Source organism: Streptomyces sp. NPDC002573, from assembly GCF_042889625.1.
GTDB lineage: Bacteria > Actinomycetota > Actinomycetes > Streptomycetales > Streptomycetaceae > Streptomyces > Streptomyces gibsoniae.
Genome location: NZ_JBIARC010000045.1, coordinates 1 through 26,174 on the forward strand (window position 1 = coordinate 1; position 26,174 = coordinate 26,174).

Consider the following 26,174-nt stretch of genomic DNA (forward strand, 5'->3'; position numbering starts at 1 on the left):
CCCGAGGCGCTGGTGGAGTCCGCGCTGTGGGAGGCCTCCCTCTTCGAGGAGCACGACTTCCGGGACATCAAGATCTCCGTGAAGCACAACGACCCCGTCGTGATGATCGAGGCGTACCGGCAGCTGGCGGCCCAGTGCGACTACCCGCTGCACCTGGGTGTCACGGAGGCCGGTCCGGCGTTCCAGGGCACGATCAAGTCGGCGGTCGCGTTCGGTGCGCTGCTGTCGCAGGGCATCGGTGACACCATCCGCGTCTCGCTGTCGGCGCCTCCGGTGGAGGAGGTCAAGGTCGGCACCCGGATCCTGGAGTCCCTGGGCCTGCGCCAGCGGGGTCTGGAGATCGTGTCCTGCCCGTCCTGCGGCCGCGCGCAGGTGGATGTGTACAAGCTGGCCGAGGAGGTCACAGCGGGCCTGACCGGCATGGAGGTCCCGCTGCGCGTGGCGGTCATGGGCTGTGTCGTGAACGGCCCGGGTGAGGCCCGTGAGGCCGACCTGGGTGTGGCGTCCGGCAACGGCAAGGGCCAGATCTTCGTCAAGGGCGAGGTCATCAAGACGGTGCCCGAGTCGAAGATCGTGGAGACCCTGATCGAGGAGGCCATGAAGCTGGCCGAGCAGATGGAGAAGGACGGCGTGGCCTCCGGCGAGCCGTCCGTCGCGGTCGCGGGCTGAGCCCCGGACGCCCTTCACGCGAGTCCCGTCACCCGTCGGTGGCGGGACTTCGTCGTACCTCCGCCCAGACGCATTTCCCCGGACTGCGCGGCTCAACGCCCCACCGCGCGGCCAGCGCCTCCACCAGCAGCAGACCCCGCCCGGACTCGTCGACCGCCGGGTCCCCCGGGGGCCGGTGCGCGGGGAGGCGCTCGCTGCGGGTGTCGGAGACCTCCAGCCGTACGCCGTACGGCGTCTCGACCAGCCGGAGGTGGAAGTCCCGCCCCGGCACATGCCCGTGCCGTACGGCGTTGGCGGCCAGCTCGGCGGCGATCAGGGTGACGGTCTCGTTGAGGGTGCCGTCGTAGGGGTGCCCCCACTCATGGAGCCGATGCGAGACGAGACGCCGGGCGAGCCGGGCACCCCGGGGACTGGACGTGAACCGCATCTCGAACGTGTGCGCGGACGGGATGCGCTTCGGCATATGCCAGTCGGGGGGAGTTGCTGACTTCATGGGGTTCACGCTCCCGCACGCTGCGTAGCGTTGAACAGCGGCTGAACCGCGACCGTCGGGCGTTGTACGTGGTCGGGGCGCGTCTGTACGCGAGGTGAGCCGTAACCGGTGCTGCGTCAGAGCGGTGAGGGGTGTATGAGCGACGATCAGGCCGTGGGGACGGGTGTGCCGCACATCTTCGGGCGGCAGTTGAAGAGGCTGCGGACGTGGGCGGGAATGGGGCGCGCGGAACTCGGCGCGCGTACGGGGTACTCGGAGTCGACGATCGCCTCCTTCGAGCAGGGGAGACGGATTCCGTCGCGCCAGTTCATCGGGCAGGCGGATGAAGTGCTGGACGCGCATGGGGTGTTGCTCGAGTTCGTCGAGGAGATGGAGAGGGCGCAGTATCCGCCGTTCTTCCAGGATGCGGCGAAGTTGGAGAAGGAGGCGGTTGCATTGCATTTCTTCGCCGTGCAGACGGTCCCTGGTCTGTTGCAGACGGAGGAGTATGCGCGAGCAGTGTTCGCCATACGGCGGCCTCCGTTGGACGAGTCGACGATCGAACAGCGCGTGGCGGCGCGACTGGCCCGGCAGGCGGTCTTCGTGCGTAGGCCGATGCCCGTGATCAGCTTCGTGATCGAAGAGGCGGTTCTGCGAAAGCAGTTGGGTGGACCGGCGGTCATGCGCGGGCAGTTGGAGCAGATCCTGCTCATTGGTGAGCGCCCCAACGTCGAGATTCAGGTCATGCCGGACAGTCGTGAAGAACATGCGGCACTTTCAGGTCGCTTCACCTTGATCGAGACAGCCAACGAGCGCAGGATCGCCTACGTGGAGGCGTTCAAGAGCAGCAGCCTCTTCATTGACCGGTCCACCGTCAGGGAACTGGACGAGCGGTACGGCGTTCTGCGCGCCCAGGCCCTGCCACCCTGTGAATCGCTGGCCCACGTAGAGAAGTTGCTGGGAGAGAGATGAACGCCCAAGAAGCGTCCGAGCTCGTGTGGTTCAAGTCCAGCTACAGCGACGGTGAAGGCGGCGAATGCCTGGAGGTCGCCCCCTGCCCCACCACCATCCACATCCGTGACTCCAAGCACGCCCCCGACACCGGTCCCACCCTCACCCTCCCGCCCGCCGCCTGGAAGGCATTCGTCGGGTTCGCCGCTCGGTGATCGTGCCCTTACCGGGTGCTACGGGGCGGCGCCCACGAGGTACGGCAGGTACAGTGCGGAGATCAGCAGACCCCAGGGTGAGGCATCCGCACTTGTTGACGCAGACCACCACCCGGGTCCTCGAACCGAGTGACCTGGACGCCGCACTCGCCGTCCTCGACCGCGAGCCGGTCACGAACGCCTTCGTGACGTCCCGGGTGCAGGTCGCGGGCCTCGACCCGTGGCGCCTGGGCGGCGAGATGTGGGGCTGGTACGAGGACGGCATGCTCACGTCGCTCTGCTATGCGGGCGCCAACCTCGTGCCGATCTGCGCGACCCCGCGCGCGGTGCGCGCCTTCGCGGACCGTGCCCGGCGGGCCGGCCGCCGCTGCTCCTCGATCGTCGGGCCCGCCGGGCCCACCGCCCAGCTGTGGCGGCTGCTGGAGCCCGGCTGGGGACCGGCCCGAGAGGTCCGCGCCCATCAGCCGCTCATGATCACCGACCATATGCCCGCCGACATCGCCCCGGATCCGTACGTCCGCCGCGTCCGCAAGGACGAGATGGAGACGATCATGCCGGCGTGCGTGGCGATGTTCACCGAGGAGGTCGGCGTCTCCCCGATGGCGGGCGACGGCGGGCTGCTCTACCAGGCCCGGGTCGCCGAACTCGTCGGCGCCGGACGGTCCTTCGCCCGGCTCGACGACCACGGCCGGGTGATGTTCAAGGCGGAGATCGGCGCGGCCACCCCGAGGGCCTGCCAGATCCAGGGCGTGTGGGTCGCCCCCGAGTACCGCGGCCAGGGCCTGGCGGCGCCCGGTATGGCGGCGGTGCTGCGCTATGCGCTGCACGAGGTGGCGCCGGTGGCGAGCCTGTACGTCAACGACTACAACACGGCGGCCCGGCGGACCTACCTCAGGGTGGGGTTCCAGGAGGTCGGCGCTTTCATGAGCATTCTGTTCTGAGAGCGGCCCGAGGCCCCGGTAGGCTCCAGTCATGCCGCGTACCCCCGACGACGTAGTGATCGGCCCCCTGGACCTGTCCGCGCGCGTCGACGAGGCGCTCGCGGTGCAGGCCATCGCGTTCGGGCTCGGCGCCGAGGAGGTCGCCGTGCGCCGCCAGATCGTGCTGCGGCACATGAACTACCCGGGTGCGCGTGCCCTGGGCGCCACCACCGTCGACGGACGGCTCGCCGGGTTCGTCTACGGCATGCCCAACGACCGTACGCACTGGTGGTCCACCGTCGTCGAGCCCTATCTGCGCGCCCAGGGGTACGACGACTGGCTCGACAGCTCCTTCGTGATCACCGAACTGCATGTCCATCCGGCCTACCAGAACCGGGGTATCGGCCGCGGCCTGATCACCACCATCACCGACGCCGCCGCCCAGCCGCGCTCGATCCTCTCCGCGATCGACACTGACAGCCCGGCCCGCGGCCTGTACCACTCGCTGGGCTATGTGGACCTGGCCCGACGGGTGGTCTTCCCCAGCGCGCCGAAGCCGTACGCCGTGATGGGCGCCCCCCTGCCACTCCGCCGCCGTTAACGGATTTCCACCGGCACAGCAAGCCCGGCTAACCTCCTAGCCATCAGCCTCCTCCCCGCGCGGTCTCGCCCGGGCGGGGGGATCCCATCGGCAGGAGTACGAGAAACCATGGCGAACGCACCGGTCCAGCGCATGTCCCAGTTGATGGCGAAGACGCTGCGCGACGACCCGGCGGACGCCGAGGTCCTCAGCCACAAGCTGCTGGTCCGCGCCGGCTATGTGCGTCGTACCGCCGCGGGCGTGTGGACCTGGCTGCCGCTCGGCAAGAAGGTCCTCGCCAACGTGGAGCGGATCGTCCGCGAGGAGATGGACGCGATCGGCGCGCAGGAGGTGCTGCTCCCCGCCCTGCTGCCGCGCGAGCCGTACGACGCGACCGGCCGCTGGGACGAGTACGGCGCCGAGCTGTTCCGCCTGAAGGACCGCAAGGGCGGCGACTATCTCCTCGGCCCGACCCACGAGGAGATCTTCACCCTGCTGGTGAAGGACCAGGCGTCCTCGTACAAGGACCTGCCGGTCATCCTCTACCAGATCCAGACCAAGTTCCGGGACGAGGCCCGGCCGCGCGCGGGCATCCTGCGCGGCCGTGAGTTCCTGATGAAGGACTCGTACTCCTTCGACCTGGAGGACGAGGGCCTGGCCCACTCCTACGCCCTGCACCGCCAGGCCTACCAGCGGGTCTTCGAGCGCCTCGGCCTCGACTACCGGATCGTCGCCGCGACCGCGGGCGCGATGGGCGGCTCCAAGTCCGAGGAGTTCCTCGCCCCCGCCGAGGCCGGCGAGGACACCTTCGCCGACTGCCCGAACTGCGACTTCGCCGCGAACACCGAGGCGATCACCTACGAGCTGAAGCCGGTCGAGGCCGACGAGGTGCCCGCGCTGGAGGAGATCCCCACTCCTGACACCCCGACCATCGAGACCCTCGCCGCCTCGCTCGGCGTCCCGGCCTCGGCCACCCTGAAGAACCTCCTGGTGAAGGTCGACGGCGAGATCGTCGCCGTCGGTGTCCCCGGCGACCGCGAGGTCGACATGGACAAGGTCGAGGCGCACTTCGCGCCGGCCTCCGTCGAGCTGGTCACCGTCGACGACTTCGTCGCCCGCCCCGACCTGGTGCGCGGCTACGTCGGCCCGCAGGGCCTGGAGAAGGTCACGTACATCGCCGACCCGCGCGTGGCCCCCGGCACCTCCTGGATCACCGGCGCCAACAAGGAGGGCATGCACGCCAAGAACGTGGTCGCCGGCCGCGACTTCGAGGTCGACGCCTACGTCGACGTCGTGGTGGTGCGCGAGGGCGACCCGTGCCCCAAGTGCGGCACCGGCCTCAAGCTCGACCGCGCCATCGAGATCGGCCACATCTTCCAGCTGGGCCGCAAGTACGCCGACGCCCTCAAGCTCGACGTCCTCGGCCCGAACGGCAAGCCGGTCCGCGTGACCATGGGCTCCTACGGCATCGGTGTCTCCCGCGCGGTCGCCGCGCTCGCCGAGCAGACCGCCGACGAGCAGGGCTTGTGCTGGCCCGCGGAGGTCGCCCCGGCCGACGTGCACGTGGTGGCGGCGGGCAAGGCGCTCCAGACCGAGCTGGCCCTCGACGTGTCCGGGAAGCTGGCCGAGGCCGGCCTCCGTGTCCTGGTCGACGACCGGGCCGGTGTCTCCCCGGGCGTGAAGTTCACGGACGCCGAGCTGATCGGTGTGCCGAAGATCCTGGTGGCCGGTCGCCGCTCCGGCGACGGCGTGGTGGAGCTCAAGGACCGCCGCACCGGTGAGCGCGAGGAGCTGACGGTGGACGAGGCGATCGCCCGCCTCACCGCCTGACGGTCCGCGCCCTTCTGCGCGGCGACGGCCGCCGGCCTCCGGGACCGGCGGCCGTCGGCTTCTCCCGCGGCTTCGGGACGGCTACAGCCAGGTCGCGAACTCCAGCAGCAGTTCCGCGTCCTGGGTGCGGCCCACCCGGCGGGCCCGCACCCCCGACTCGACCGCCCGGAACAGCGTCCAGCCGCGCAGCCGCTCCTGGTCCAGGTCCAGCGACTCCGCGAGCCGCTTCACCCGGCGGCGGGTGATCGACGCACCCGAGGGCGCCGCGATCAGGTCCTCCACCCGGTCGCGCACCAGGCGCGCCAGATCGAAGGCGCACTCGCCGACCACCGGGTCCGGGCCCACCGCGAGCCACGGCATCCGCTCCCCGGCGAGGATCTTGCTCTGGCGCAGGGTGCCGTGCAGCAGCCGTTCCTCGGGCGGGGCGGCGAGCAACTGCTCACGGGCCGCGAGCGCCGCCTCGATCAGCGGCGCGGCCTCGGGATCCGTCCGGGCGCCCTCCCGCATCGCCTCGGCCTGCCGCCCGGTGCGCCCGGCGACCGTCTCGAAACCGTGCCCGGCGGGCGGCTCGACCCACAGGCGGCGCAGCGTGCCCGCCGCCTCCAGCAGGGCCTTCGCCTCCGGCAGCGAGCGCACCGACATCTCCGGATGCAGTCGCTCCAGCAGCAGCACGCCCTGCTCGGCGTTCGCGTCCAGGAGCCGTACGGCCCCCGAGCCGTTCCAGTGCACGAGCGCCGCCCGCTCGCTCTCCGGCCGCGCCCTGGGCGGCGCCAGCTTCAGCACCGCGGGCGTGCCGTCCGCCTGCCGCACCAGCAGCACCAGGCTGCTGCGGCCGCCCGGTGCCTGCACCCGCTCCACGGTCAACCCGCGTAGATCCACGGCCTGCCGGATCAGCCCGGGCAGTGCCGCCAGCCACTCGGTGCCGCCGTCCCGGTGCGTCTCGCCCAGCGCCCGCACCAGACGCCGCGGCGGTTCGAAAGCCATGCGCGAGTTGTTCCCTTCCAGGTCGGCTTCGCACGCGTGCGAGATGCGCGTACGCCTACGTCCCGCGGCGCCGCTCAGGTCCGCGGTGTCACCGACGCGGTGGGGGAGGCCGCCGCCGCCCGCTCGGCCAGACCAGGGAAGGCTACGCTCTCGCCGCTCCAGCGCACCGCCCGCACCGCCGCCTCCCGCAGCGCCTCGGCCGCGGACCGCCGCCGCGCGCCCGTCGAGGCCCGCACCAGGTCCGAGTACACCCCGGCCACCCGCTCCTCCAGCTCGGCGGCGAGCCGCACGGCGGCGGCGGAGTCGGGGACGGTGAAGGGCAGCGCGTACCCGGCCGCGGCGGGCTCCGCCGTGCCGCCCAGGTCCCGTACCGTCCGGGCCAGTTCGTCCCGCCGGGCGCGGTGGGCGTCGTAGGCGGCCTGTGCCTCCGTCCGGCGGGCCCGCTCGACGCGCCCGCCGACGACACCGTAGCCGTAGACCGCGGCGTGCTCGGCGCGCAGTGCGGCTTGCAGGGCCGCCAGCTCCCCGCCGTCCTTCGGCGTGCTGTCGCTGCCGCTCATCTTCCGCCCTCCGTCAGCAGATACACATGGGCGGCGCCGGCCGCCGCCACGGACGCCATCAGCCGGGCCAGCTCGCCCGGCATGTCCAGCAGCGCGGCCGCCCGCCGGTCGGCCAGCGTCCGTTCGGCCGCGGCCAGCCCGGCGAGGGCTGCCTTCGGATCGGCGGGGACGGCGGACGCCGATTGGGACGCGGATCCCGAAGCGGACGGGGACGCGGATCCCGAAGCGGACGGGGACGCCGAGCTCCCGGGGTGGGCGCCGAACGCCTGTGCGTGCCGGACGGTCTCCGCGCACAGCGGGCCCAGCCGGGCCGCCAGTGCCGGATGGGCGGCGATCACGGCGGCGTAGCGCTGACCCAGCTCCTCGCTGTCGCGGGCGGCACGCGCGCGTACCCGGTCGGCGGCCGAGGTGCCGCGGCCCGGGCCGGTCGTATCGGCGGCGGCGGAACAGCCCGCGACCAGCGCGGCACCCGCGGCCGACGCGAGCAGACTCCTTCTGCGCAGACGGGTGCGCGGGTGCGGAGGGAACGGCACGGCAGACGTCCTCGAAGACCTCGTACGAACGGATGGGCGGCTGCCCGTGATCACCGTACCCGCGCACCGCCCCACTGATCGCCATCGGCTCGGGCCGGGCCGGAACCCCAAGGGTCCGGCCCCGCCCGCGGGTGGCCGGGAGACGGGGCCGGTGGACGGCAACACCCTCCGGGACCGGATACCCTTTGACCTGACACGCGACCATCCCACAACAGCACACGCGGCCGAGGAGTCACCCGGATGAGCACCACCCAGAGCGAGAGGCTGCGAGAACTTCTGGAACCGCTCGTCAGCTCCCAGGGTCTTGACCTCGAAGAGATCGCGGTGGACTCCGTAGGACGCAAGCGTGTGCTGCGCGTCGTCGTCGACTCAGACACCGGAGCGGACCTGGACCAGATCGCCGATGTGAGCCGCGAGCTCTCGGCGAAGCTCGACGAGACGGACGCGATGGGCGAGGGCGAGTACACCCTCGAGGTCGGAACCCCGGGCGCCGAGCGCCTCCTCAGCGAACACCGGCACTACGTACGGGCCGAGGGCCGGCTGGTGAGGTTCCAGCTGACCGAGGGCGGCGAGCTGGTCGCCAGGATTCTGGGGGTCGACGACGAGGGCCTCGACCTCGAGGTGCCGGGTGTGAAGGGCCGCAAGGCGACCACCCGCAGACTCGTCTTCCCGGAGATCGACAGGGCGCGCGTACAGGTCGAGTTCAACCGCAAGGACACGAAGGACATGAAGGAAGAGGAGGAGGCGTAGCCGTGGACATCGACATGAGTGCCCTGCGGGGCTTGGTTCGGGAGAAGGAGATCTCCTTCGACCTGCTGGTCGAGGCGATCGAGGCGGCCCTCCTCATCGCCTACCACCGCACCGAGGGAAGCCGCCGCCACGCGCGCGTGGAGCTCAACCGGGAGACCGGCCATGTGACTGTGTGGGCGAAGGAGGACCCCGAGGACCTCGAGGAGGGGCAGGAGGCGCGCGAGTTCGACGACACCCCGTCGGGCTTCGGTCGCATCGCCGCCACCACCGCCAAGCAGGTCATCCTGCAGCGTCTGCGCGACGCGGAGGACGACGCGACGCTCGGCGAGTACGCGGGCCGCGAGGGCGACATCGTCACCGGTGTGGTCCAGCAGGGCCGCGACCCGAAGAACGTGCTCGTGGACATCGGCAAGCTGGAGGCCATCCTGCCGGTGCAGGAGCAGGTGCCGGGTGAGTCGTACGAGCACGGCAAGCGGATCCGGTCGTACGTCGTTCGGGTGGCGAAGGGCGTGCGCGGTCCGTCCGTCACCCTCTCGCGCACGCACCCCAATCTGGTGAAGAAACTCTTCGCCCTGGAGGTGCCGGAGATCGCCGACGGGTCCGTCGAGATCGCCGCGATCGCCCGCGAGGCCGGCCACCGTACGAAGATCGCCGTCCGGTCCACCCGATCGGGTCTGAACGCCAAGGGCGCCTGCATCGGCCCCATGGGCGGCCGGGTCCGCAACGTCATGGGCGAGCTGAACGGCGAGAAGATCGACATCGTCGACTGGTCGGACGACCCGGCTGAGATGGTGGCGAACGCCCTCTCCCCGGCCCGAGTCTCCAAGGTGGAGGTCGTGGACCTCGCGGCCCGCTCCGCCCGGGTGACGGTCCCGGACTACCAGCTGTCGCTGGCGATCGGCAAGGAGGGGCAGAACGCCCGCCTCGCGGCCCGTCTGACCGGCTGGCGGATCGACATCCGACCGGACACCGAGCAGCCCGCCGACCGGCAGGGATGAGACTTCTGACCTCGGCCGGGGAATAGATCCCGGCCGGGCGTCGCTGAGATCACGACACTTTTTTACGCAGCAAGTGTTCGATTCTTGCCCCAAAGGGGTGAGGTCGCTGCGGGGAGGTAGACTTAAGCGTGTCTGGCCGGACGCATGCCCGCGCATGCCCTGAGCGCACCTGTGTGGGGTGCCGGGAGCGAGCGGCCAAGATCGAACTACTGCGCACCGTGGTGATCGAGGACGACTGCGTCCCCGATCCTCGCGGTACGCTGCCCGGCCGGGGTGCCTATGTGCACCCCGTGTCGGCTTGTCTCGACCTGGCGGTCCGCCGCCGGGCGTTCCCCAGGGCGCTTCGCGTCCCGGGACCGCTCGACATAAAGGCGTTGCGCCAGTACGTCGAGCAGACCGAAGGTTGCCGACAGCGCGCAGCTGAGCAGGTAACACCGTAAGACGCGCCGCGTGGATCCCCGTGCGGTCTGGTACCTCGCGAGTCGAAAGCAGGTCGAGATTGCGATGAGCACTCGATGAGTACGCGATGAGTACGCCCATGAACTAGCGACGGTCCGGCCGCAACCCGGACCTCAAAGGAGCGAAGTGGCTAAGGTCCGGGTCTACGAACTCGCCAAGGAGTTCGGTGTGGAGAGCAAGGTCGTCATGGCCAAGCTCCAGGAACTCGGTGAATTCGTCCGTTCGGCGTCCTCGACGATCGAGGCGCCCGTAGTACGCAAGCTGACCGACGCCTTGCAGCAGGGCAACGGCGGTGGCGCGAAGCCCGCCGCCCCCCGCAAGGCCGCACCGGCCAAGCCGGCCGCGCCTTCCCCGGCGCAGGCCGCACGTCCGGCTGCCCCGCGCCCGCCGGCGCCCAAGCCCCCGGCGGTCGAGCGGCCCGCGGCCGAGCGTCCCGCGGCCCCCGCCCCGGGCCCGCGACCGACGCCCGGTCCGAAGCCCGCGCCGCGGCCCGCCCCGGCGGCCCCGGCCCCGAGCACGCCCGAGTTCACGGCACCGCCGTCGGCTCCGGCTGCTCAGACGCCGCCCCCGGCTCAGGCCCCCCGTCCGGGAGCCCGTCCCGGCGCCCCGAAGCCCGGCGCACGTCCCGACGCGCGCGGTCAGGGTCAGGGTCAGGAGCGCGGTCAGGGTGCTCGTCCGGGTGCCCCGCGTCCCGGTGGCCAGGGACAGCGTCCCGGTGCCCGTCCGGCCGGTCCCCGTCCGGGTAACAACCCCTTCACCTCCGGTGGCTCCACCGGTATGGCGCGCCCGCAGGCGCCCCGTCCGCAGGGCGGCCCCCGTCCGGGCGGCCCGGGCGGTGCTCCCGGCGGCCCGCGTCCGCAGGGTGCGGGTCAGGGCGGTCCCCGTCCGCAGGGTGCCGCCGGTGGCGGTCCCCGTCCGCAGGCTCCGGGCGGTCCCCGTCCGACTCCGGGCTCGATGCCCCGTCCGCAGGGCGGTCCGCGTCCCGGTGGCGGTCCCGCGGGTCCGCGTCCGAACCCCGGCATGATGCCGCAGCGTCCCGCTGCCGGCCCGCGTCCCGGCGGCGGCCCCGGCGGCCGTGGTCCGGCCGGTGCCGGTCGTCCCGGTGGCGGCGGTCGTCCGGGCGGCGGCGGCTTCGCCGGTCGTCCCGGTGGCGGCGGCGGTGCCGGTCGTCCCGGTGGTGGCGGCGGTTTCGCCGGTCGTCCCGGTGGCGGTGCTCCCGGTGGTGGCGGCGGCTTCGGCGGTGGCGGCGGTGGCCGTCCCGGCTTCGGCGGTCGTCCCGGTGGTCCGGGTGGCCGCGGTGGCACGCAGGGTGCGTTCGGCCGTCCCGGCGGTCCGGCGCGTCGTGGCCGCAAGTCGAAGCGGCAGCGCCGTCAGGAGTACGAGGCCATGCAGGCCCCGTCGGTCGGCGGTGTGATGCTGCCTCGCGGCAACGGCGAGAGCATTCGCCTGTCGCGCGGTGCCTCGCTCACCGACTTCGCGGAGAAGATCAACGCCAACCCGGCGTCGCTCGTCGCGGTCATGATGAATCTCGGCGAGATGGTCACGGCCACGCAGTCCGTCTCCGACGAGACCCTGCTGCTCCTCGCCGGCGAGATGAACTACACGGTTCAGATCGTCAGCCCCGAGGAGGAGGACCGCGAGCTGCTCGAGTCCTTCGACCTGGAGTTCGGTGAGGACGAGGGCTCCGAGGAGGACCTGGTCGTCCGTCCGCCGGTCGTGACCGTCATGGGTCACGTCGACCACGGTAAGACCCGTCTGCTCGACGCCATCCGCAAGACGAACGTCATCGCGGGTGAGGCCGGTGGCATCACCCAGCACATCGGTGCCTACCAGGTCGCGACCCAGGTCAACGGCGACGACCGGGCGATCACCTTCATCGACACCCCGGGTCACGAGGCGTTCACCGCCATGCGTGCCCGTGGTGCCAAGTCGACGGACATCGCGATCCTCGTGGTCGCGGCCAACGACGGTGTGATGCCGCAGACGGTCGAGGCCCTGAACCACGCCAAGGCGGCCGAGGTGCCGATCGTGGTCGCGGTCAACAAGATCGACGTCGAGGGTGCCGACCCGACCAAGGTGCGCGGTCAGCTGACCGAGTACGGCCTGGTGGCCGAGGAGTACGGCGGCGACACGATGTTCGTCGACATCTCCGCCAAGCAGGGCCTGCACATCGACAGCCTGCTGGAGGCCGTGGTCCTCACGGCCGACGCCGCCCTGGACCTTCGGGCCAACCCGAACCAGGACGCGCAGGGCATCTCGATCGAGTCCCGTCTCGACCGCGGCCGCGGTGCCGTGGCGACGGTCCTCGTCCAGCGAGGCACGCTGCGAGTCGGCGACACGATGGTGGTCGGCGACGCGTACGGCCGCGTCCGGGCGATGCTCGACGACAACGGCAACAACGTGGCCGAGGCCGGCCCGTCGACGCCGGTGCAGGTCCTGGGTCTGACCAACGTCCCGGGTGCCGGCGACAACTTCATCGTGGTCGAGGAGGACCGTACGGCCCGCCAGATCGCGGAGAAGCGCGCCGCCCGCGAGCGGAACGCCGCGTTCGCCAAGCGCACGCGCCGTGTCTCGCTCGAGGACCTGGACAAGGTGCTCAAGGCCGGTGAGGTCCAGCAGCTGAACCTGATCATCAAGGGTGACGCTTCCGGTTCGGTCGAGGCTCTCGAGTCCTCGCTGCTCCAGCTGGACGTCGGCGAAGAGGTCGACATCCGCGTCCTGCACCGTGGTGTCGGTGCGGTCACGGAGTCCGACATCGACCTGGCGATGGGCTCCGACGCCATCGTGATCGGCTTCAACGTCCGTGCGGCAGGCCGCGCGGCGCAGATGGCCGAGCGCGAGGGTGTGGACGTCCGGTACTACTCGGTCATCTACCAGGCGATCGAGGAGATCGAGGCGGCCCTCAAGGGCATGCTCAAGCCGGAGTACGAAGAGGTCGAGCTCGGCACGGCGGAGATCCGCGAGGTCTTCAAGTCGTCCAAGCTGGGCAACATCGCCGGTGTGCTCATCCGGTCGGGCGAGGTCAAGCGCAACACCAAGGCGCGCCTCATCCGCGACGGCAAGGTCGTCGCGGAGAACCTCAACATCGAGGGCCTGCGTCGCTTCAAGGACGACGTCACCGAGATCCGCGAAGGGTTCGAGGGTGGTATCAACCTCGGCAACTTCAACGACATCAAGATCGACGACGTCATCGCGACGTACGAGATGCGCGAGAAGCCGCGGGTGTAACACCCCGCAGCGGGTGTGACCGCCGACGGAACACCGCCGGCCGACGGGACCTGGTCCCGTCGGCCGGCGTGCCGTCTGCCCGGGGCTTCGGCCCCGGCACCCCGCCCCTGGCCCGACGGCCTCCGGTGAAAACCCCGTCGAGCCGCCTCCGGTGTTCGTTGTACGGTTTTCGTGTCCCTGCCCCTTCCGGCGGCGGGGCCATCGATCCCGTACCGGCGGGTCATCCGGATCCATACATGTATGTGGGGACGCTGTCCTTCGACCTCCTCCTGGGCGACGTACGGTCGCTGAAGGAGAAGCGCTCCGTCGTCCGCCCGATCGTCGCCGAACTTCAGCGGAAGTACGCGGTGAGCGCGGCCGAGGTGGACCACCAGGACCTCTACCGGCGGGCCGGTATCGGCCTCGCGGTGGTCGCCGGCGACGCGGGGCACGTGACCGACGTACTCGACCAGTGCGAGCGGCTGGTCGCCGGGCGCCCCGAGGTGGAGCTGCTGTCCGTGAGACGGCGCTTCCACGGCGACGACGACTGAGCATTGAACACAGACAGGAAAGAACGGGAGACGGACCAGTGGCCGACAACGCGCGGGCGAAGAGGCTGGCGGACCTCATCCGAGAGGTGGTGGCCCAGAAGCTGCAGCGCGGGATCAAGGACCCGCGGCTCGGCACGCACGTCACCATCACGGACACCCGGGTGACGGGTGATCTGCGGGAGGCGACCGTCTTCTACACGGTGTACGGAGACGACGAGGAGCGGAAGTCGGCGGCCGCGGGCCTGGAGAGCGCCAAGGGCATCCTGCGCTCCGAGGTCGGGCGCGCCGCGGGCGTGAAGTTCACGCCCACCCTCACCTTCGTCGCGGACGCCCTGCCGGACACCGCACGGACCATCGAGGACCTCCTCGACCAGGCGCGCGCCTCCGACGCGAAGGTGCGCGAGACGGCCACGGGCGCTTCGTACGCCGGTGAGGCCGACCCGTACAAGAAGCCCGACTCCGACGACGAGACGGACGACACCTCGGCATGACCCAGCAGCACACCACGCCCGACGGCCTTGTCATCGTCGACAAGCCGTCGGGTTTCACTTCGCACGACGTCGTCGCCAAGATGCGCGGGATCGCCCGGACCCGGCGCGTCGGACACGCCGGCACCCTCGACCCGATGGCGACCGGCGTGCTCGTCCTCGGCGTGGAGAAGGCGACCAAGCTCCTCGGGCACCTCGCCCTGACGGAGAAGGAGTACCTGGGCACCGTCCGGCTCGGGCAGAACACCGTCACGGACGACGCCGAGGGGGAGATCACCTCCTCCGCCGACGCCTCCGGGGTCACCCGGGACGCCATCGACGCCGGGATCGCCAAGCTGACCGGTGACATCCTCCAGGTGCCGTCCAAGGTCAGCGCGATCAAGATCAACGGCGTGCGCTCGTACAAGCGGGCGCGGGACGGCGAGGACTTCGAGATTCCCGCGCGGCCCGTCACCGTCTCCTCCTTCACGGTGTACGACGTCCGGGACGCCGTCGCCGAGGACGGCACCCCGGTGCTGGACCTGGTGGTCTCCGTCGTCTGCTCCTCCGGGACCTATATCCGGGCCCTCGCCCGTGACCTGGGCGCGGAACTCGGGGTCGGCGGTCACCTCACCGCGCTGCGGCGCACCCGCGTCGGGCCGTACAAGATCGACTCCGCGCGCACCCTGGACCAGCTCCAGCAGGAGCTGAACGTGATGCCGATCGCCGACGCCGCCGCGGCGGCGTTCCCCCGCTGGGACGTGGACGCCAAGCGGGCCAGGTTGCTGACCAACGGCGTGCGTCTGGAGATGCCCGAGGAGTACGCGAACCGGGGCACCGTCGCTGTCTTCGACCCCGAGGGCCGCCTGCTCGCGCTGGTCGAGGCGGTCAAGGGCAAGGCGAAGAGCCTGGCGGTGTTCGGCTGACTCCGCCGGTGCCGGTTCGAGCCCGTGGAGCGGCGAGCACGGGGTTCGAGCCGCCGCTCCACGGTCCCCCCTCGGTTCCCCCTCCCAGAGGTCTATCCATCCCCCCTCGCCTATTCACCCCATCGAGCAGGCGCTCGGAGTGAACCGAGGGAGCGGAAGGGGGCGCGTTCGCCGCAAGATCTGTTCCGTTGATCACCAGCGGCCTACCGTCGGGCTCAGGCACGGCGGGGAGGTTCGAGCATGGCGGTACCAGGCCCTCGGACACGGGACGGCGGCGAGGCGGGGCACGGCACGGATTCCGCCCTTGTGAGGGTGTGCGACCCGGCCGGACGCCCTCGTGGCACCGGGTTCGCGATCGACCACCAGGGCACGCTGATCACCAGCCACGAGGCCGTCGACGGACTGGCACGTCTCGTGCTGCACACAGCGGACGGGCGCATGTGCGTGCTGGACGCCGACGCGGTGACCCCGCTGCCGTACGCCGACCTCGCCCTCCTGCGCACCGAGGGACTGGGCCTGGACCCGCTCCCCGTCACGGCCCGGGACCGGATCGAGGCCGGCACCTACGTGAAGATCGCTGCGGGCGGCTGGCGCGAGGCCCGGGTGCTCGACACGACCGCGGCCACTTACCGGGCCGCCGACTGCTCCCGGCTCGTCGAGGACACCCTGGAACTGGCGCTCGGCACCGCGGGCACCGAAGCGCTCCGCCCGGGCGGCGGGGCCGCCGGCGGACCGGTCCTCGACGCCGCCACCGGTGCCGTGCTGGCCGTGCTCGGCACCCGCCTGCACACGGATCAGCGGGCCACCGGGTTCGCCGTACCGCTGCGGGGGCTCGGACAGCCGCTCGACGAGTTGCTGGACCGCAACGCGCGGACCGTCCCCGCCCACGGGGAGGACCTGAACCTCGCGGGAGTCCTGGACCTCACGGCGAGGGCAGCGGGGACGGGCGTCCCGCCCGACGACCGCCTCACCGTCCGGCGTACGCGTCTCGTCGAGGAGTTCACCGCCTTCGAGCGGAGCGAGCGCGCCGTCCTGGCGCTCGTCGGCGCCCCCGGCAGCGGCCGTACGACGGAACTCGCCGCCCTGGCCGCACGGTGCGCCCGGGGCCCCGAGCCGATCCCCGTGCTGCGGCTGCGCGGGGCGGACCTCAGGGACACCGACTCCTCCCTGGCCGCAGCGGTGGCCCGGGCGCTGCACCGGACCGGCGGCGGTGGGCAACCTCTCGTCGAGGGTGAGCCCGGCGGAGTCCTGCCCGAACATCTCGCCCGGGTCGCGCGGGGCGCCGGGCGACCGTTGCTGCTGCTCCTCGACGGCCCTGAGGAGATGCCGCACGGTCTCGCCCGGAGACTCCCGGAGTGGACGCGGGAGACGGCCGCCTGGCTGCGCGGGACCGGGGCACGGCTGGTGACGGCCTGCGGGCCGGAGCACTGGGAGCAGGCCGGGACGCGGTTCCCGCAGGAGCTGCTGTACGGGGGGCGCGCGGGGGAGCGGGGGGCGCATCCGTCCGGTCCGGGCGGGTCCCACCTGGGCCCGGTGCCGGACCATCTGCCGCCCTGCGTGGCGCTCGGCGATCTCACCCCGGCCGAGGCACACGAGGCCCGGGCCCGCCATGGCATCCCCGAAGGCCTCCTCCCGGACCCCGACGCCCGGCACCCGCTGACCCTGCGCCTGCTGGGGGAGGTGCGCGCCGCGCTCCCGGACGCGACGGGCGGGCCGGACCTGCCGTGCGTGCCGGGTGCGGAGGAGCTGCCGTGCGTGCCGGGTGCGGAGGAGCTGCCGTGCGCGCCGATGGTGGCGTGCGCGCCGCCGGTCGACCGTGACTTCGTGTTCTCCGCCCATCTCGATCTGGTCTGCCTGCGCATCGCGGTGCGGCTCGCCGCGGAGAACGGGCTGCGCGGCACGGCCGTACGCCGCCTCGCGGCCAAGGTCTCCGGGCAGGTCCACGACGCCGCCCGCCGCAGCCTGGGCCCCGGACAGGGCGCCCTGGACCCCGCCGCCTTCGAGACCGTCTTCCCCTGGGGACCCGCCCCGGGCCGACGGCTCGGCAACACCGCGGGCTGGGCCTGCGCCGTACTCGCCGAAGGCCTGATCCAGCCGGCGGGCCTGGGCTACCGCTTCGCCCACGAGGAACTCGCCGACTGGCTCCAGGGCAGGCATCTCGACCTGGACGCCGCCTTGCACACCCTGGTGCACCGGTGCGTGCCCGGCATGGGGGAGCACCCGGTGTCCTCCCTCGCCGCCACGGCCGCCGCACGCCGTCGCGCCCGCCCCTTCCACCGGCCCGCCGTGGTGTCCCGTACCCAGCCCGTGCCGCACCATCGCATCGGCCCGGTCGTGGAGGCGCTGCTCCACCTCACCCGCCGGGAGGGCCCGGCCGGTCTCGCCCTGCGGCTGGAGGACCTGGTGCACGCGGTGGACGCGCTGCTGGAGCCCCGCCCCACGCCACCGGACGACGACGCGCTCTGGTGGGCCGCCCATCTGCTCACCGACACCCTCGTCCGGCTCACCGACGCGAGGCCGTATCTGCATGTCCTGCGCCTCCTCGCCGACCGCATCGTGCGGTGGCGGGCCAAGGGACGGCCCGTGCCCCGGGCGTTCGCACCCTGGTTCTGGACGGCGCTGCCCGTACCGGAGGCGGAACGTCTCGACCTGCTCAGAAGGCTGGTGACGGCGGACGAGCCCCCCGGCCGGTCCCGGCGGCCCCGGCCGGCCCGTGGTACCGGCCACCGGCAGCCGGACGGGTCCGGTGAGACCGCCCCGCCCCGGTACCTGGACGCCGTCGCCCGGCTGCTCGCCGCCGACCCCGTCGCCGTACAGCGCCATCTCACCCGCTGGTTCGACGACGAGCGCCCGCTGCCCGCCACCCCGCACGCGACCGTCGCGACCGCCGCGCAGGCCCTGCTGCACACCCACCGGCACCGCGCCCCGGACGACCTGCCCGAGGCGCTCGCCGACAGCGCGCACCCGCGCGGCGACGAACTGCTCGCGGTGCTCGCCGAGGAGGAACCGTCGGCCGTGTGCCGGGCCGTCGGGCGATGGGTTCGTGACGAGCGCCCCGCCCGCCGGGTGGCGGCGATGGCGTACGGACTGCGCGCCGCCCCGTACACCCGCACCGAGGCCGATCACGAGTTGCTGCGGCACGCCGCCTTCACCGTGCTCGCCCGCCCCGCCGACTGCGCGGTGCACGGCGGCGCCCTCGCGCTCCTCGTACGCGACCCCCGCACCCGCACCCGGCATCTGCCGGGAGCCCTCGCCCGGTTCGCCGCCGGTGACCCCCAGTTGCCCCCGGACGCCCTGGTCACCGCCCTCGCCACCCATCCGGAACCGGTGCTCACCGCGTTCCGCACCCGCCTGCGGCACTCCGGACCCGACACCGGCGAGACCCTGGGCGCCCTCGCCGACGCCGCCACACCTGCCCTCGCCCACCAGGTCGCCGCCCTGATCCGCGAGGCCGCGGCACAGGGTCCGCAGGAGGCGAGCGCCGTCGGCCCGGGAGCGAGTCTCGCGGAGCAGGCCGCCGTCCAGGTCGGCCGGCGGCTCGACCACGGCCCCGCCGCCCCCGCCGTGCTGCTGCCGCTGGTCGCCGGACTGCTCGACGGCGGTTCCCCGGGGCTGCGGTCCGCGCTCGCCGTGGTCCTCGGCGCGCCCGGCGTCGAGGAGTCCCGCCCCCTGAGGCACGAACTGCTCGACCTGCTGCTCACCCGGGAGAGGGACCCCGCCGTCCTCGACGCCCTGCTGCGGGCCGCCGCCGACGGGGCACAGGGCGGCGGGGAGACACACGCCCGTGTGGTGATCCACCGGGCGGGCCTGCTGCTGGCCCGCACCCAGGAGGGCACCGCCCGACTCGACCGCTGCCTGCTCGATCTCGCCCGGCGGGTGCCGGGCTTCGCGCAACTCCTCGCCCGCTGGCTGGCCGAGGCCCCGGCGGAGTGGGCCGCCGTGGTCGGCCCCGGCACCCGCCGCATGATCGAGGGCCTCGCGGCCGAGCGGGTCCCGGCATGACCGGTACGGGCGGTCCTGCGGGGCGTGCCGCCCGTCACAGCCACCATGCCGATGCGGGCCGAGAGCGCGCGGCATGGCACCCTTAGACCTGCGTACAAAGCAAACACGGACACGGGTTCGACGAGGAGCGGTCACAGTGCAGCGCTGGCGTGGCTTGGAGGACATCCCCGAGGACTGGGGGCGCAGCGTCGTCACCATCGGCTCCTACGACGGTGTCCACCGCGGACACCAGCTCATCATCCGGCATGCGGTGGAGCGCGCCCGTGAGCTGGGCGTCCCCTCGGTCCTCGTCACCTTCGACCCGCACCCCAGCGAGGTCGTGCGCCCCGGCAGCCACCCGCCGCTGCTCGCCCCGCACCACCGCCGTGCCGAGCTGTGCGCCGAGCTGGGGGTCGACGCGGTCCTGATCTTGCCCTTCACCACCGAGTTCTCCCGGCTCTCGCCCGCCGACTTCGTGGTCAAGGTCCTGGTCGACAAGCTGCACGCCAAGGCCGTGGTCGAGGGCCCCAACTTCCGCTTCGGCCACAAGGCCGCCGGAAACGTGGAGTTCCTCGCCGAGCAGGGCAAGACCTACGACTTCGAGGTCGAGGTGGTGGATCTGTACGAGTCCGGTGAGGCGGGCGGCGGCCAGCCCTTCTCCTCCACCCTGACCCGGCGGCTGATCGCCGAGGGCGACATGGAGGGCGCGAGCGAGATCCTCGGGCGCCCGCACCGGGTCGAGGGCGTGGTGGTGCGCGGCGCGCAGCGCGGCCGCGACCTCGGTTTCCCGACCGCCAACGTCGAGACCCTGCCGCACACCGCGATCCCCGCCGACGGTGTCTACGCCGGATGGCTGCACGTCCAGGGCGAGGCGATGCCGGCCGCGATCTCCGTCGGCACGAACCCCCAGTTCGACGGCACCGAGCGGACCGTGGAGGCGTACGCCATCGACCGGGTGGGTCTGGACCTGTACGGCCTGCATGTCGCCGTCGACTTCCTCGCGTTCGTCCGCGGCCAGGCCAGGTTCGAGTCGCTCGACGCCCTGCTGGAGCAGATGGCGGAGGACGTGAAGCGCTGCCGCGAGCTGATCGCGGCCGCCCAGCCGCCCGCCTGAACCCGACTTGTCGGGTTCGCTCGGTAAGCCCCCTGCCACCGCGCTCAGTTGTAGAATCCTCGCTGTCCGTAAGGTCGGTGGAACGGAGTGAACCGGTGGCGACCGAGCAGGAGAAGGAAGCGCTGTACGCCATGGACATCAGCGGCGTCGAGTGGGTCGGCTCCCCTGACGGTCCCCAGGACGAGCGGGTGGAGATCGCGTACCTGGAGGGCGGCGCCGTCGCGATGCGCAACTCCGCGGACCCCGACACGGTTCTGCGCTACACCGCGGCGGAGTGGCGGGCGTTCGTACTCGGCGCGCGCGACGGGGAGTTCGATCTGCGGTAGCACCGCGGAGGCGCACCGACACGTCTGTGGCCGCGACGCACGCGAACGCCGGAGGGCCGGCACTGTCACAGTGCCGGCCCTCCGGCGTTGCCGGCCGGTTCCGCGCCGGCCGGTTCGCTACTGCTGGGTCCAGCCGGGCGGGACGGGGCCCGGCTGGGGCTGCTCCTGTTGCGAAGCCTGGGGCTGCTGCCAGCCCTGGCCCGGCGCCGGAGGCTGCTGCCAGCTCTGCCCCGGTGCGGGCGGCTGCTGCTGCCAGCCCTGTCCCTGCTGGGGGGCGCCACCGGGCTGCCCGTAGGGCTGCTGGGGCTGCTGCGGGGGTGCGTACCCCTGCGGGGGCTGCTGGTACTGCAGGTTCGGGTTGCCGAAGCCCTGCTGGGTACGGGCGATGTCCTCGGCGATGAGCGCGGCGAGGTCGAAGTAAGCCTCGCGGGTCTTGGGACGCATCATGTTGAGGTCCACCTCGGCACCCGCCGCGAGGTGCTCGTCGAAGGGCACCACGAGGACACCGCGGCAGCGGGTCTCGAAGTGCGCGACGATGTCCTCGACCTTGATCATCTTGCCGGTCTCGCGGACACCCGAGATCACCGTGACCGACCGCTGGACGAGATCGGCGAACCCGTTCGCCGACAGCCAGTCGAGCGTGGTCGAGGCACTGCTCGCACCGTCCACCGAAGGCGTGGAGATGATGATCAACTGGTCGGCCAGGTCCAGGACTCCACGCATCGCGCTGTAGAGCAGACCGGTGCCCGAGTCCGTGAGGATGATCGGGTACTGCCGGCCCAGCACCTCCAGGGCGCTGCGGTAGTCCTGGTCGTTGAACGTCGTGGAGACCGCCGGGTCCACGTCGTTGGCGATGATCTCCAGACCCGAGGGCGCCTGCGAGGTGAAGCGGCGAATGTCCATGTAGCTGTTCAGCTGCGGGATCGCCTGCACCAGGTCACGGATGGTGGCACCCGTCTCGCGCCGCACCCGCCGGCCGAGGGTGCCGGCGTCGGGGTTGGCGTCGATCGCGAGGATCTTGTCCTGGCGCTCGGTGGCGAGCGTGGCGCCGAGCGACATGGTCGTCGTGGTCTTGCCCACGCCGCCCTTGAGGCTGATCACCGCGATCCGGTAGCAGGACATCACCGGCGTACGGATCAGCCCCAGCTTCCGCTGGCGCTCGGCCTCCTCCTTCTTGGCGCCGAACTTGAACCGGGACGGACCCGCGTTGTTCTTGCGGGCCTTGGGCTGGTTGCGCAGCAGCCGGTCGGAGGACAGTTCCACAGCGGCGTTGTAACCGAGCGGGGTGCCGGGCGCGGCCTGGTGCTGCGCGGCACCGGGTCCGGCCTGGGGGCCGACCGGGGCAGTCCAGCCCTGGTTGCCGTAGGCGGCGGGAGGCTGCGGGGGCGTCTGCTGCTGCGGCGGCACGGCCTGGGCCGGAGGCTGCTGTTGGGGCGCGGCCTGCTGCGGCTGCTGCTGCGGCTGGGCGGGCGGCTGCGGGTAGCCGTAGCCGTCCTGGGGCGGATAGCCGTACGCGACCGGTCCGGGCTGCGGCTGCTGCTGCGGCGGGGGTGCGGGCTGGGCGGGCGGCTGGGGGTAGCCGTAGCCGGCGGCCTGCGGTTGGGGCGGCTGAGGTTGGGCGGGCGGCTGGGGATAGCCGTACCCGGCGGCCTGCGGCTGCGTCGGCTGGGGCTGCGCGGGCGGGGGCGCCTGCCGCGGGTCGGCAGGCGGCTGACCCTGCGTCGGGAACGTGGGCGGTTGGGCCGGCCCGAACGAGCCCTGCGGCGGCACCTGATGCTCAGGCTGGGCGGGCGGCTGGGGGTACCCGTAGCCGGCGGCCTGCGGCTGCGGCGGCTGGGGCTGCGCGGGCGCGGGCGCCTGCCGCGGCACTCCCGGGACCGGCTGCGCGGGTACATAGCCCTGCGGCAGCGGCGGAAGCTCCTGCTCCGGCCGGGGTTGTGCCTGCGCCGGCAGGGGACCGGGGGCGGGCGGCGCCGGCTCCGCCTCCGTACGTGCCTCGGCGTCCGCGCCTGACTCCGCGTCTGTTTCCGCCGGTGATTCCGGCGCTGCCTCCGCCGTCGCGGACGCGGGGTCGGCGTTCTCGGCCGTGGGGGCGGCGGGTTCCGCGACGGACGGGGCGTCCGTCGTCTCGTCGACGTCCGCACCGGTCACGGACCCGGCGGAGTCGCCCGGCTCCGCCACCGCGTGGCCGCGCTCCTCCTCCGGCTCCTCGTCGTCGGGGCCGTCGCCGAACAGCCGCGCGGCCTCGGCATCGGCGGCGGCATGGTTCAGCTCGGGCATCGGCTGCTCGGGAGCGGCCTGCCGGGGCACGCTCGCCACGGGGGCGGCGGTCGGAGTCGGGGCGGCCTGGGCGTCCTCGTCGACCGGGCGCAGCACGGGGAAGCCGGGCGCGGCGGTCGGCTGCGCGGGGGGCTGCTGTTGCTGCGGCTGTGCGTACCCACCCGGCGCGCCCTGGTCCGGCTGGGGCGCGCCCGGTCCCGCCTGCTGCGGGTAGCCGTAGCCGCCGGGCGGCACCGCGCCCGCGGCCGCCGGGGGAGTGCCCGGCGCGGAGTGCTGCTGCGGGAATCCGTAGCCACCCGTCGCGTAGGGGTTCGCGGCGGGCACACCGTACGCGGGCGGCTGCGGGGCGCCCTGGGCGTACGGCTGTGCCGGAGCCTGAGGCGCCGGAGCCTGCGGGGCGGGCGCCTGGGGAGCAGGGGCCTGCGGGACAGGGGCCTGAGGCGGGGCGGCGTGCGGCGGTGCGGGAGTCTGCGGTGCGGCAGCGTGCGGCGGTACGGGAGCCTGGGGCGGGGCGGCGTGCGGCGGTGCGGGAGTCTGCGGTGCGGCAGCGGGCGGCGGTACCGGAGCCTGGGGCGGGGCGGCGTGCGGCGGTGCGGGAGTCTGCGGTGCGGCAGCGAGCGGCGGTACGGGAGCCTGGGGCGGGGCGGCGTGCGGTGCGGGACCGGGACCGCCCGGCGGCCCGGTGGGCACCCCGACGGCCGGACCGACCGGCGGTCCGGGAGACGGCGGTGGCGGCGCCTGGCCGGCGTCCCGGGGCCCGCCGGCCGGCGAGCCCCCCTGCGTGCTTTGGGCGTACCAGGCGGGAGGCGTGTAGACGATTTCGAACTCGCCGGTGAGGTCAACCTCTTGATCGTCCCCGTCCGAGGACGGGCTGCCGCCGTTGTACTCGGACCGATCGCTGTTCACTGCTTGCCTCCTGGTCAGCCACTGCTGCTGAGTTGGTCGTCGTCGCGGCCGGGCGGACCGAGTGGCGAGCCCCACGCGGCTGCGATCGTCACCGCATCACCAGAAGACTAATCACTCGCATCGCGGGAGGGAAAAGTGGCCGTGGGGGTGGCCGACCGGTAGTGCACCCCCGGGGACGACGAGCCGTCAGTCCATCCGGCGGGCCACGCCGAGAAGGCCCGTCTCCGCGTCCGTGGGCTCGGTCATGACGAACTTGCGGTGCTTGCGGGTGCACCACAGGGCGACGCCGTCATACAGCGTCGGCAGGGCCTGGAGCTGCTCGTCCGGGATGCCCAGAGTGTCCCGTACGACCTCGGTCTCCTGCGGCGAGATGCGCTGGATGCCCACCAGTTGGGCCTGGGCCAGCCAGCGCGGCGCGTGCTCGCTGACGAAGGGGAGCACCGTCACGACGGCCTGCCACGGCAGAGAGGTCACCCGTCCGCGCGGCGGACGGACGCCGCAGTCCCGGATCAGCACCACCGGGCTGGAGACCGAGGGCCCCTGCGCGGGCACCCGCCCCACCGGATAGACCGTCACACACTGCTGGCCGCCACCGGCCGCCTGCGCCAACTGCTGCCAGGCCCCCGGACGGCCGGTTTCCACGCCCACGCGTGCTCCCGTCGCGGCGGCGCGCAGGGCCAGCACCTGGGCGAGCCAGAGACCGCCCACGAGGACAACGTCGAACGGCGTCGGACGGGACAGACCGAGCACGGCCGGCTGCGACTCCGTGTCGGTGCCGATGATCACACCGTCGTCACCGATCGGCATGCTGACCGCGGCCAGCTCGTCGACGGTGACGACATGACGGTTACGGCGCGGTCCGCGCAGCCCGAATCCCGGGCTGAACACGCGCCGTTGCTCCAGCGGCGCCTGCGGCTCCGAGATGATCGGGATCATCCCGGTGTCGGTGGGCGAGGCCACATGCGCCGGCGTGCGCCCGGGGGTCCGGCCGCGCTGCCCCGATTCCATGGCCGAAGCGGGATGGGACATCAGTACGTACCTCCGAGCGGCAAAGTGGCGAGGGCTCCGGGAACCTGCTCCCGGTCGAGGCGCACCAGACCGACCTTCGCGGCGCTCGCGGCCCGCTCCAACTCCCGGCCCACCTGGCCGAGTTCGCTGTCACCGCGGGTGGTGATGCGGATGTGTCCGGTGAGGGAGACACCCCGGCTGCCGGCCCTGCCCAGGGTCACACTGAACGTGGTGGCGAGCACGGGGAGCGAGGTGAACCGCGTGACCAGCTCGGGCAGCGCCACACCGCCGCCTCCCAACTGCGGCCAGCGGGACAGCCAGTACGTGGTGTGCCACCGGTCGTCGACGCGCCAGCTGCGCACCGACTCGACCGTACGGCGCTGGGCCGCCCGCCCGTCCTGGGCGTGCTGCGCGTTGGCCCGCGGGTTGAGACAGCTGGACGTCGCGAGCGCCTGCACCAGTTCGTTCTCGTCGAGAATGGTCGCCTTGAAGCCGGCCCCGGCCAGCCGGCTCACCAGCTGGTCGGCCACCCGCAGCAGTGCGCGCTGCGTCCCGGGAACGCCGTCACCCCGGGCCTGGACCGCCTCCGGGCACAGCTCCGGGTCGAGCTTGAGTGCGACCCAGGTGAGCCGCAGCGCGGGCGAGCCGGACTGCGCCTGGAGAGGACCGTAGGACCGTACGGCGACCGCCTGCGGCGGCAGATGGGGCGCGGGCGCGGGCTGTGTGTGCTGCACGATCTGCGCGGACGCCAGCCGGATCCCGTCGACCTCCAGGGCCTCGTGGACCAGCCCGAGCGGCAGCTGCCGACCGGCGGACTCGGGGCGCAGCGGCTGGTCACCGGGCTGCACGAAGAGCACGGCGGTCAGGAAGGTGCCGTCGCCGATCATGCCGATCGAGCGGTTGTCACGGGACACGAAACGGTAGGTCCGCAGCGCCGGGTCGCACTCCACGGCGGGGGCCAGCATCGGGTCCGTCCCCGGCGGGACGGGCTGCTTGGCGTCGCGCTGACGGCGCCTCAGCGCGCGCCGCGTCTCGTACCACTCGGGCAGCGGCCGGTGACCCCGGCGCAGCACCGCCAGAAGCAGCAGCAGCGCCGCCACGGCACCGGCCGGAGCCAGCAGCCAGGAGGCGTCGGCGACCCAGGCGACCAGCATGACCGCCGCCGCCAGCTCCACCAGAACGAGCTGCGGCAGCCGTACCGGACCCATGCCGCCAGGGCTGGGCAGCAGACGCGGCGACGCGGCGGCGGGCGCCGAGGCCGGCACCCGTCTGCGGTCCGGGCCGTCCTGTTGCTGCTGTGCGCGGCCTCCGCGCCGAGTGCTCGTAGCGCTGGTCATCCCCCGGGACATCCCTTTCGCGAAATACTGGCCGTACGTCGGGCGGTGATCCTCTGCGGAGATCCCGGCGACGGGCCAGGGGCACCGATGGCCCACGTCATCCATGCGCGTGGCTCACGGTACCCGCTGCTGAACGCGGGGCGACACAGG

At 72.8% G+C, this 26,174-nt stretch carries 23 protein-coding genes; 16 read left to right on the forward strand and 7 right to left on the reverse strand.

Features of this window, described 5'->3' with window-relative positions; genetic code table 11:
- A partial coding sequence (locus tag ACFYX0_RS32325) for a flavodoxin-dependent (E)-4-hydroxy-3-methylbut-2-enyl-diphosphate synthase (RefSeq protein WP_388975569.1) occupies window positions 1-669 on the forward strand: 669 nt, incomplete at its 5' end.
- 28 nt (window positions 670-697) lie between these two features.
- Here the strand turns inward: ACFYX0_RS32325 and ACFYX0_RS32330 are convergent.
- Window positions 698-1,162 (reverse strand): ATP-binding protein, encoded by a 465-nt coding sequence (locus tag ACFYX0_RS32330; RefSeq protein WP_388975572.1) that lies wholly within the window; start codon window positions 1,160-1,162, stop codon window positions 698-700.
- Between the two features lie 135 nt (window positions 1,163-1,297).
- Between ACFYX0_RS32330 and ACFYX0_RS32335 the strand changes: the two genes are divergently transcribed.
- The 5 genes from ACFYX0_RS32335 to ACFYX0_RS32355 all read left to right on the forward strand — a co-directional run bounded on the left by ACFYX0_RS32335 (window position 1,298) and on the right by ACFYX0_RS32355 (window position 5,637).
- Window positions 1,298-2,113: a helix-turn-helix domain-containing protein gene (locus tag ACFYX0_RS32335; RefSeq protein WP_388975575.1), complete on the forward strand. Its 816-nt coding sequence runs from the start codon at window positions 1,298-1,300 to the stop codon at window positions 2,111-2,113.
- Window positions 2,110-2,307, forward strand: coding sequence for a DUF397 domain-containing protein (locus ACFYX0_RS32340; protein ID WP_388975578.1), 198 nt, complete (start codon window positions 2,110-2,112; stop codon window positions 2,305-2,307). The genes ACFYX0_RS32335 and ACFYX0_RS32340 overlap by 4 nt, the downstream gene beginning before the upstream one ends.
- A 92-nt stretch (window positions 2,308-2,399) precedes the next feature.
- Window positions 2,400-3,248, forward strand: a complete 849-nt coding sequence (locus ACFYX0_RS32345; RefSeq protein WP_355921068.1) for a GNAT family N-acetyltransferase — start codon at window positions 2,400-2,402, stop codon at window positions 3,246-3,248.
- Window positions 3,249-3,279: 31 nt separating this feature from the next.
- A complete protein-coding gene (locus tag ACFYX0_RS32350; protein ID WP_355921065.1) occupies window positions 3,280-3,828 on the forward strand; it encodes a GNAT family N-acetyltransferase in 549 nt (182 codons plus the stop codon).
- Window positions 3,829-3,936: 108 nt separating this feature from the next.
- A complete protein-coding gene (locus ACFYX0_RS32355; RefSeq protein WP_388975580.1) occupies window positions 3,937-5,637 on the forward strand; it encodes a proline--tRNA ligase in 1,701 nt (566 codons plus the stop codon).
- Window positions 5,638-5,718: 81 nt separating this feature from the next.
- On the opposite strand, the gene ACFYX0_RS32360 is transcribed toward ACFYX0_RS32355, so the two are convergent.
- The 3 genes from ACFYX0_RS32360 to ACFYX0_RS32370 form a co-directional block, all read right to left on the reverse strand.
- Entirely contained in the window at window positions 5,719-6,621 is a 903-nt protein-coding gene (locus ACFYX0_RS32360) for an aminoglycoside phosphotransferase family protein (protein ID WP_388975583.1), read from the reverse strand.
- A gap of 74 nt (window positions 6,622-6,695) precedes the next feature.
- Window positions 6,696-7,181 (reverse strand): ferritin-like domain-containing protein, encoded by a 486-nt coding sequence (locus tag ACFYX0_RS32365; protein WP_388975586.1) that lies wholly within the window; start codon window positions 7,179-7,181, stop codon window positions 6,696-6,698.
- The gene (locus tag ACFYX0_RS32370; RefSeq protein ID WP_388975588.1) at window positions 7,178-7,714 is read right to left on the reverse strand and encodes a hypothetical protein; all 537 of its coding nucleotides are present in this window, start codon (window positions 7,712-7,714) and stop codon (window positions 7,178-7,180) included. The genes ACFYX0_RS32365 and ACFYX0_RS32370 overlap by 4 nt, the downstream gene beginning before the upstream one ends.
- Before the next feature lie 240 nt (window positions 7,715-7,954).
- Here ACFYX0_RS32370 and rimP point away from each other — a divergent pair, with 240 nt between their 5' ends.
- The 10 genes from rimP (at window position 7,955) to ACFYX0_RS32420 (ending at window position 20,493) form a co-directional block, all read left to right on the forward strand.
- Window positions 7,955-8,464, forward strand: coding sequence for a ribosome maturation factor RimP (gene rimP, locus ACFYX0_RS32375; protein WP_355921051.1), 510 nt, complete (start codon window positions 7,955-7,957; stop codon window positions 8,462-8,464).
- Between the two features lie 2 nt (window positions 8,465-8,466).
- Complete coding sequence (gene nusA / locus ACFYX0_RS32380; RefSeq protein WP_311697213.1) at window positions 8,467-9,462, forward strand: transcription termination factor NusA; 996 nt, start codon at window positions 8,467-8,469, stop codon at window positions 9,460-9,462.
- Window positions 9,463-9,590: 128 nt separating this feature from the next.
- Window positions 9,591-9,902 carry a YlxR family protein gene (locus ACFYX0_RS32385; RefSeq protein WP_355921045.1) on the forward strand — a complete coding sequence of 104 codons (312 nt, stop codon included), beginning with the start codon at window positions 9,591-9,593 and terminating at the stop codon, window positions 9,900-9,902.
- A 145-nt stretch (window positions 9,903-10,047) separates the two neighbouring features.
- A complete protein-coding gene (gene infB / locus ACFYX0_RS32390) occupies window positions 10,048-13,149 on the forward strand; it encodes a translation initiation factor IF-2 (protein ID WP_388975591.1) in 3,102 nt (1,033 codons plus the stop codon).
- A 236-nt stretch (window positions 13,150-13,385) separates the two neighbouring features.
- Window positions 13,386-13,679, forward strand: coding sequence for a DUF503 domain-containing protein (locus tag ACFYX0_RS32395; RefSeq protein WP_311697210.1), 294 nt, complete (start codon window positions 13,386-13,388; stop codon window positions 13,677-13,679).
- Between the two features lie 38 nt (window positions 13,680-13,717).
- The gene (rbfA, locus tag ACFYX0_RS32400) at window positions 13,718-14,170 is read left to right on the forward strand and encodes a 30S ribosome-binding factor RbfA (protein WP_311697209.1); all 453 of its coding nucleotides are present in this window, start codon (window positions 13,718-13,720) and stop codon (window positions 14,168-14,170) included.
- Complete coding sequence (truB, locus tag ACFYX0_RS32405; protein WP_388975594.1) at window positions 14,167-15,072, forward strand: tRNA pseudouridine(55) synthase TruB; 906 nt, start codon at window positions 14,167-14,169, stop codon at window positions 15,070-15,072. Before rbfA ends, truB begins: the two co-directional genes overlap by 4 nt.
- Window positions 15,073-15,312: 240 nt before the next feature.
- Window positions 15,313-19,074 carry a trypsin-like peptidase domain-containing protein gene (locus ACFYX0_RS32410; RefSeq protein ID WP_388975596.1) on the forward strand — a complete coding sequence of 1,254 codons (3,762 nt, stop codon included), beginning with the start codon at window positions 15,313-15,315 and terminating at the stop codon, window positions 19,072-19,074.
- Between the two features lie 136 nt (window positions 19,075-19,210).
- Complete coding sequence (locus ACFYX0_RS32415; RefSeq protein ID WP_355921032.1) at window positions 19,211-20,167, forward strand: bifunctional riboflavin kinase/FAD synthetase; 957 nt, start codon at window positions 19,211-19,213, stop codon at window positions 20,165-20,167.
- 95 nt (window positions 20,168-20,262) lie between these two features.
- Window positions 20,263-20,493 carry a DUF397 domain-containing protein gene (locus ACFYX0_RS32420; RefSeq protein ID WP_311697205.1) on the forward strand — a complete coding sequence of 77 codons (231 nt, stop codon included), beginning with the start codon at window positions 20,263-20,265 and terminating at the stop codon, window positions 20,491-20,493.
- A gap of 117 nt (window positions 20,494-20,610) precedes the next feature.
- Here the strand turns inward: ACFYX0_RS32420 and ACFYX0_RS32425 are convergent, their stop codons facing one another.
- From ACFYX0_RS32425 to eccE, 3 genes are all read right to left on the reverse strand, one after another.
- The gene (locus ACFYX0_RS32425) at window positions 20,611-23,679 is read right to left on the reverse strand and encodes an SCO5717 family growth-regulating ATPase (RefSeq protein ID WP_388975599.1); all 3,069 of its coding nucleotides are present in this window, start codon (window positions 23,677-23,679) and stop codon (window positions 20,611-20,613) included.
- Between the two features lie 186 nt (window positions 23,680-23,865).
- A complete protein-coding gene (locus ACFYX0_RS32430; protein ID WP_355921023.1) occupies window positions 23,866-24,708 on the reverse strand; it encodes a hypothetical protein in 843 nt (280 codons plus the stop codon).
- Complete coding sequence (eccE, locus tag ACFYX0_RS32435; protein ID WP_388975601.1) at window positions 24,708-26,024, reverse strand: type VII secretion protein EccE; 1,317 nt, start codon at window positions 26,022-26,024, stop codon at window positions 24,708-24,710. Before eccE ends, ACFYX0_RS32430 begins: the two co-directional genes overlap by 1 nt.
- Window positions 26,025-26,174: the final 150 nt, after the last annotated feature.

What these genes read in the sequence shown, in the direction of transcription:
- ACFYX0_RS32330 (WP_388975572.1), bottom strand. Translation starts at nt 1,162, where the DNA reads ATGAAGTCAGCAACTCCCCCCGACTGGCATATGCCGAAGCGCATCCCG.
- ACFYX0_RS32335 (WP_388975575.1), top strand. Translation starts at nt 1,298, where the DNA reads ATGAGCGACGATCAGGCCGTGGGGACGGGTGTGCCGCACATCTTCGGG.
- ACFYX0_RS32340 (WP_388975578.1), top strand. Translation starts at nt 2,110, where the DNA reads ATGAACGCCCAAGAAGCGTCCGAGCTCGTGTGGTTCAAGTCCAGCTAC.
- ACFYX0_RS32350 (WP_355921065.1), top strand. Translation starts at nt 3,280, where the DNA reads ATGCCGCGTACCCCCGACGACGTAGTGATCGGCCCCCTGGACCTGTCC.
- ACFYX0_RS32355 (WP_388975580.1), top strand. Translation starts at nt 3,937, where the DNA reads ATGGCGAACGCACCGGTCCAGCGCATGTCCCAGTTGATGGCGAAGACG.
- ACFYX0_RS32360 (WP_388975583.1), bottom strand. Translation starts at nt 6,621, where the DNA reads ATGGCTTTCGAACCGCCGCGGCGTCTGGTGCGGGCGCTGGGCGAGACG.
- ACFYX0_RS32365 (WP_388975586.1), bottom strand. Translation starts at nt 7,181, where the DNA reads ATGAGCGGCAGCGACAGCACGCCGAAGGACGGCGGGGAGCTGGCGGCC.
- rimP (WP_355921051.1), top strand. Translation starts at nt 7,955, where the DNA reads ATGAGCACCACCCAGAGCGAGAGGCTGCGAGAACTTCTGGAACCGCTC.
- ACFYX0_RS32395 (WP_311697210.1), top strand. Translation starts at nt 13,386, where the DNA reads ATGTATGTGGGGACGCTGTCCTTCGACCTCCTCCTGGGCGACGTACGG.
- truB (WP_388975594.1), top strand. Translation starts at nt 14,167, where the DNA reads ATGACCCAGCAGCACACCACGCCCGACGGCCTTGTCATCGTCGACAAG.
- ACFYX0_RS32410 (WP_388975596.1), top strand. Translation starts at nt 15,313, where the DNA reads ATGGCGGTACCAGGCCCTCGGACACGGGACGGCGGCGAGGCGGGGCAC.
- ACFYX0_RS32430 (WP_355921023.1), bottom strand. Translation starts at nt 24,708, where the DNA reads ATGTCCCATCCCGCTTCGGCCATGGAATCGGGGCAGCGCGGCCGGACC.
- eccE (WP_388975601.1), bottom strand. Translation starts at nt 26,024, where the DNA reads ATGACCAGCGCTACGAGCACTCGGCGCGGAGGCCGCGCACAGCAGCAA.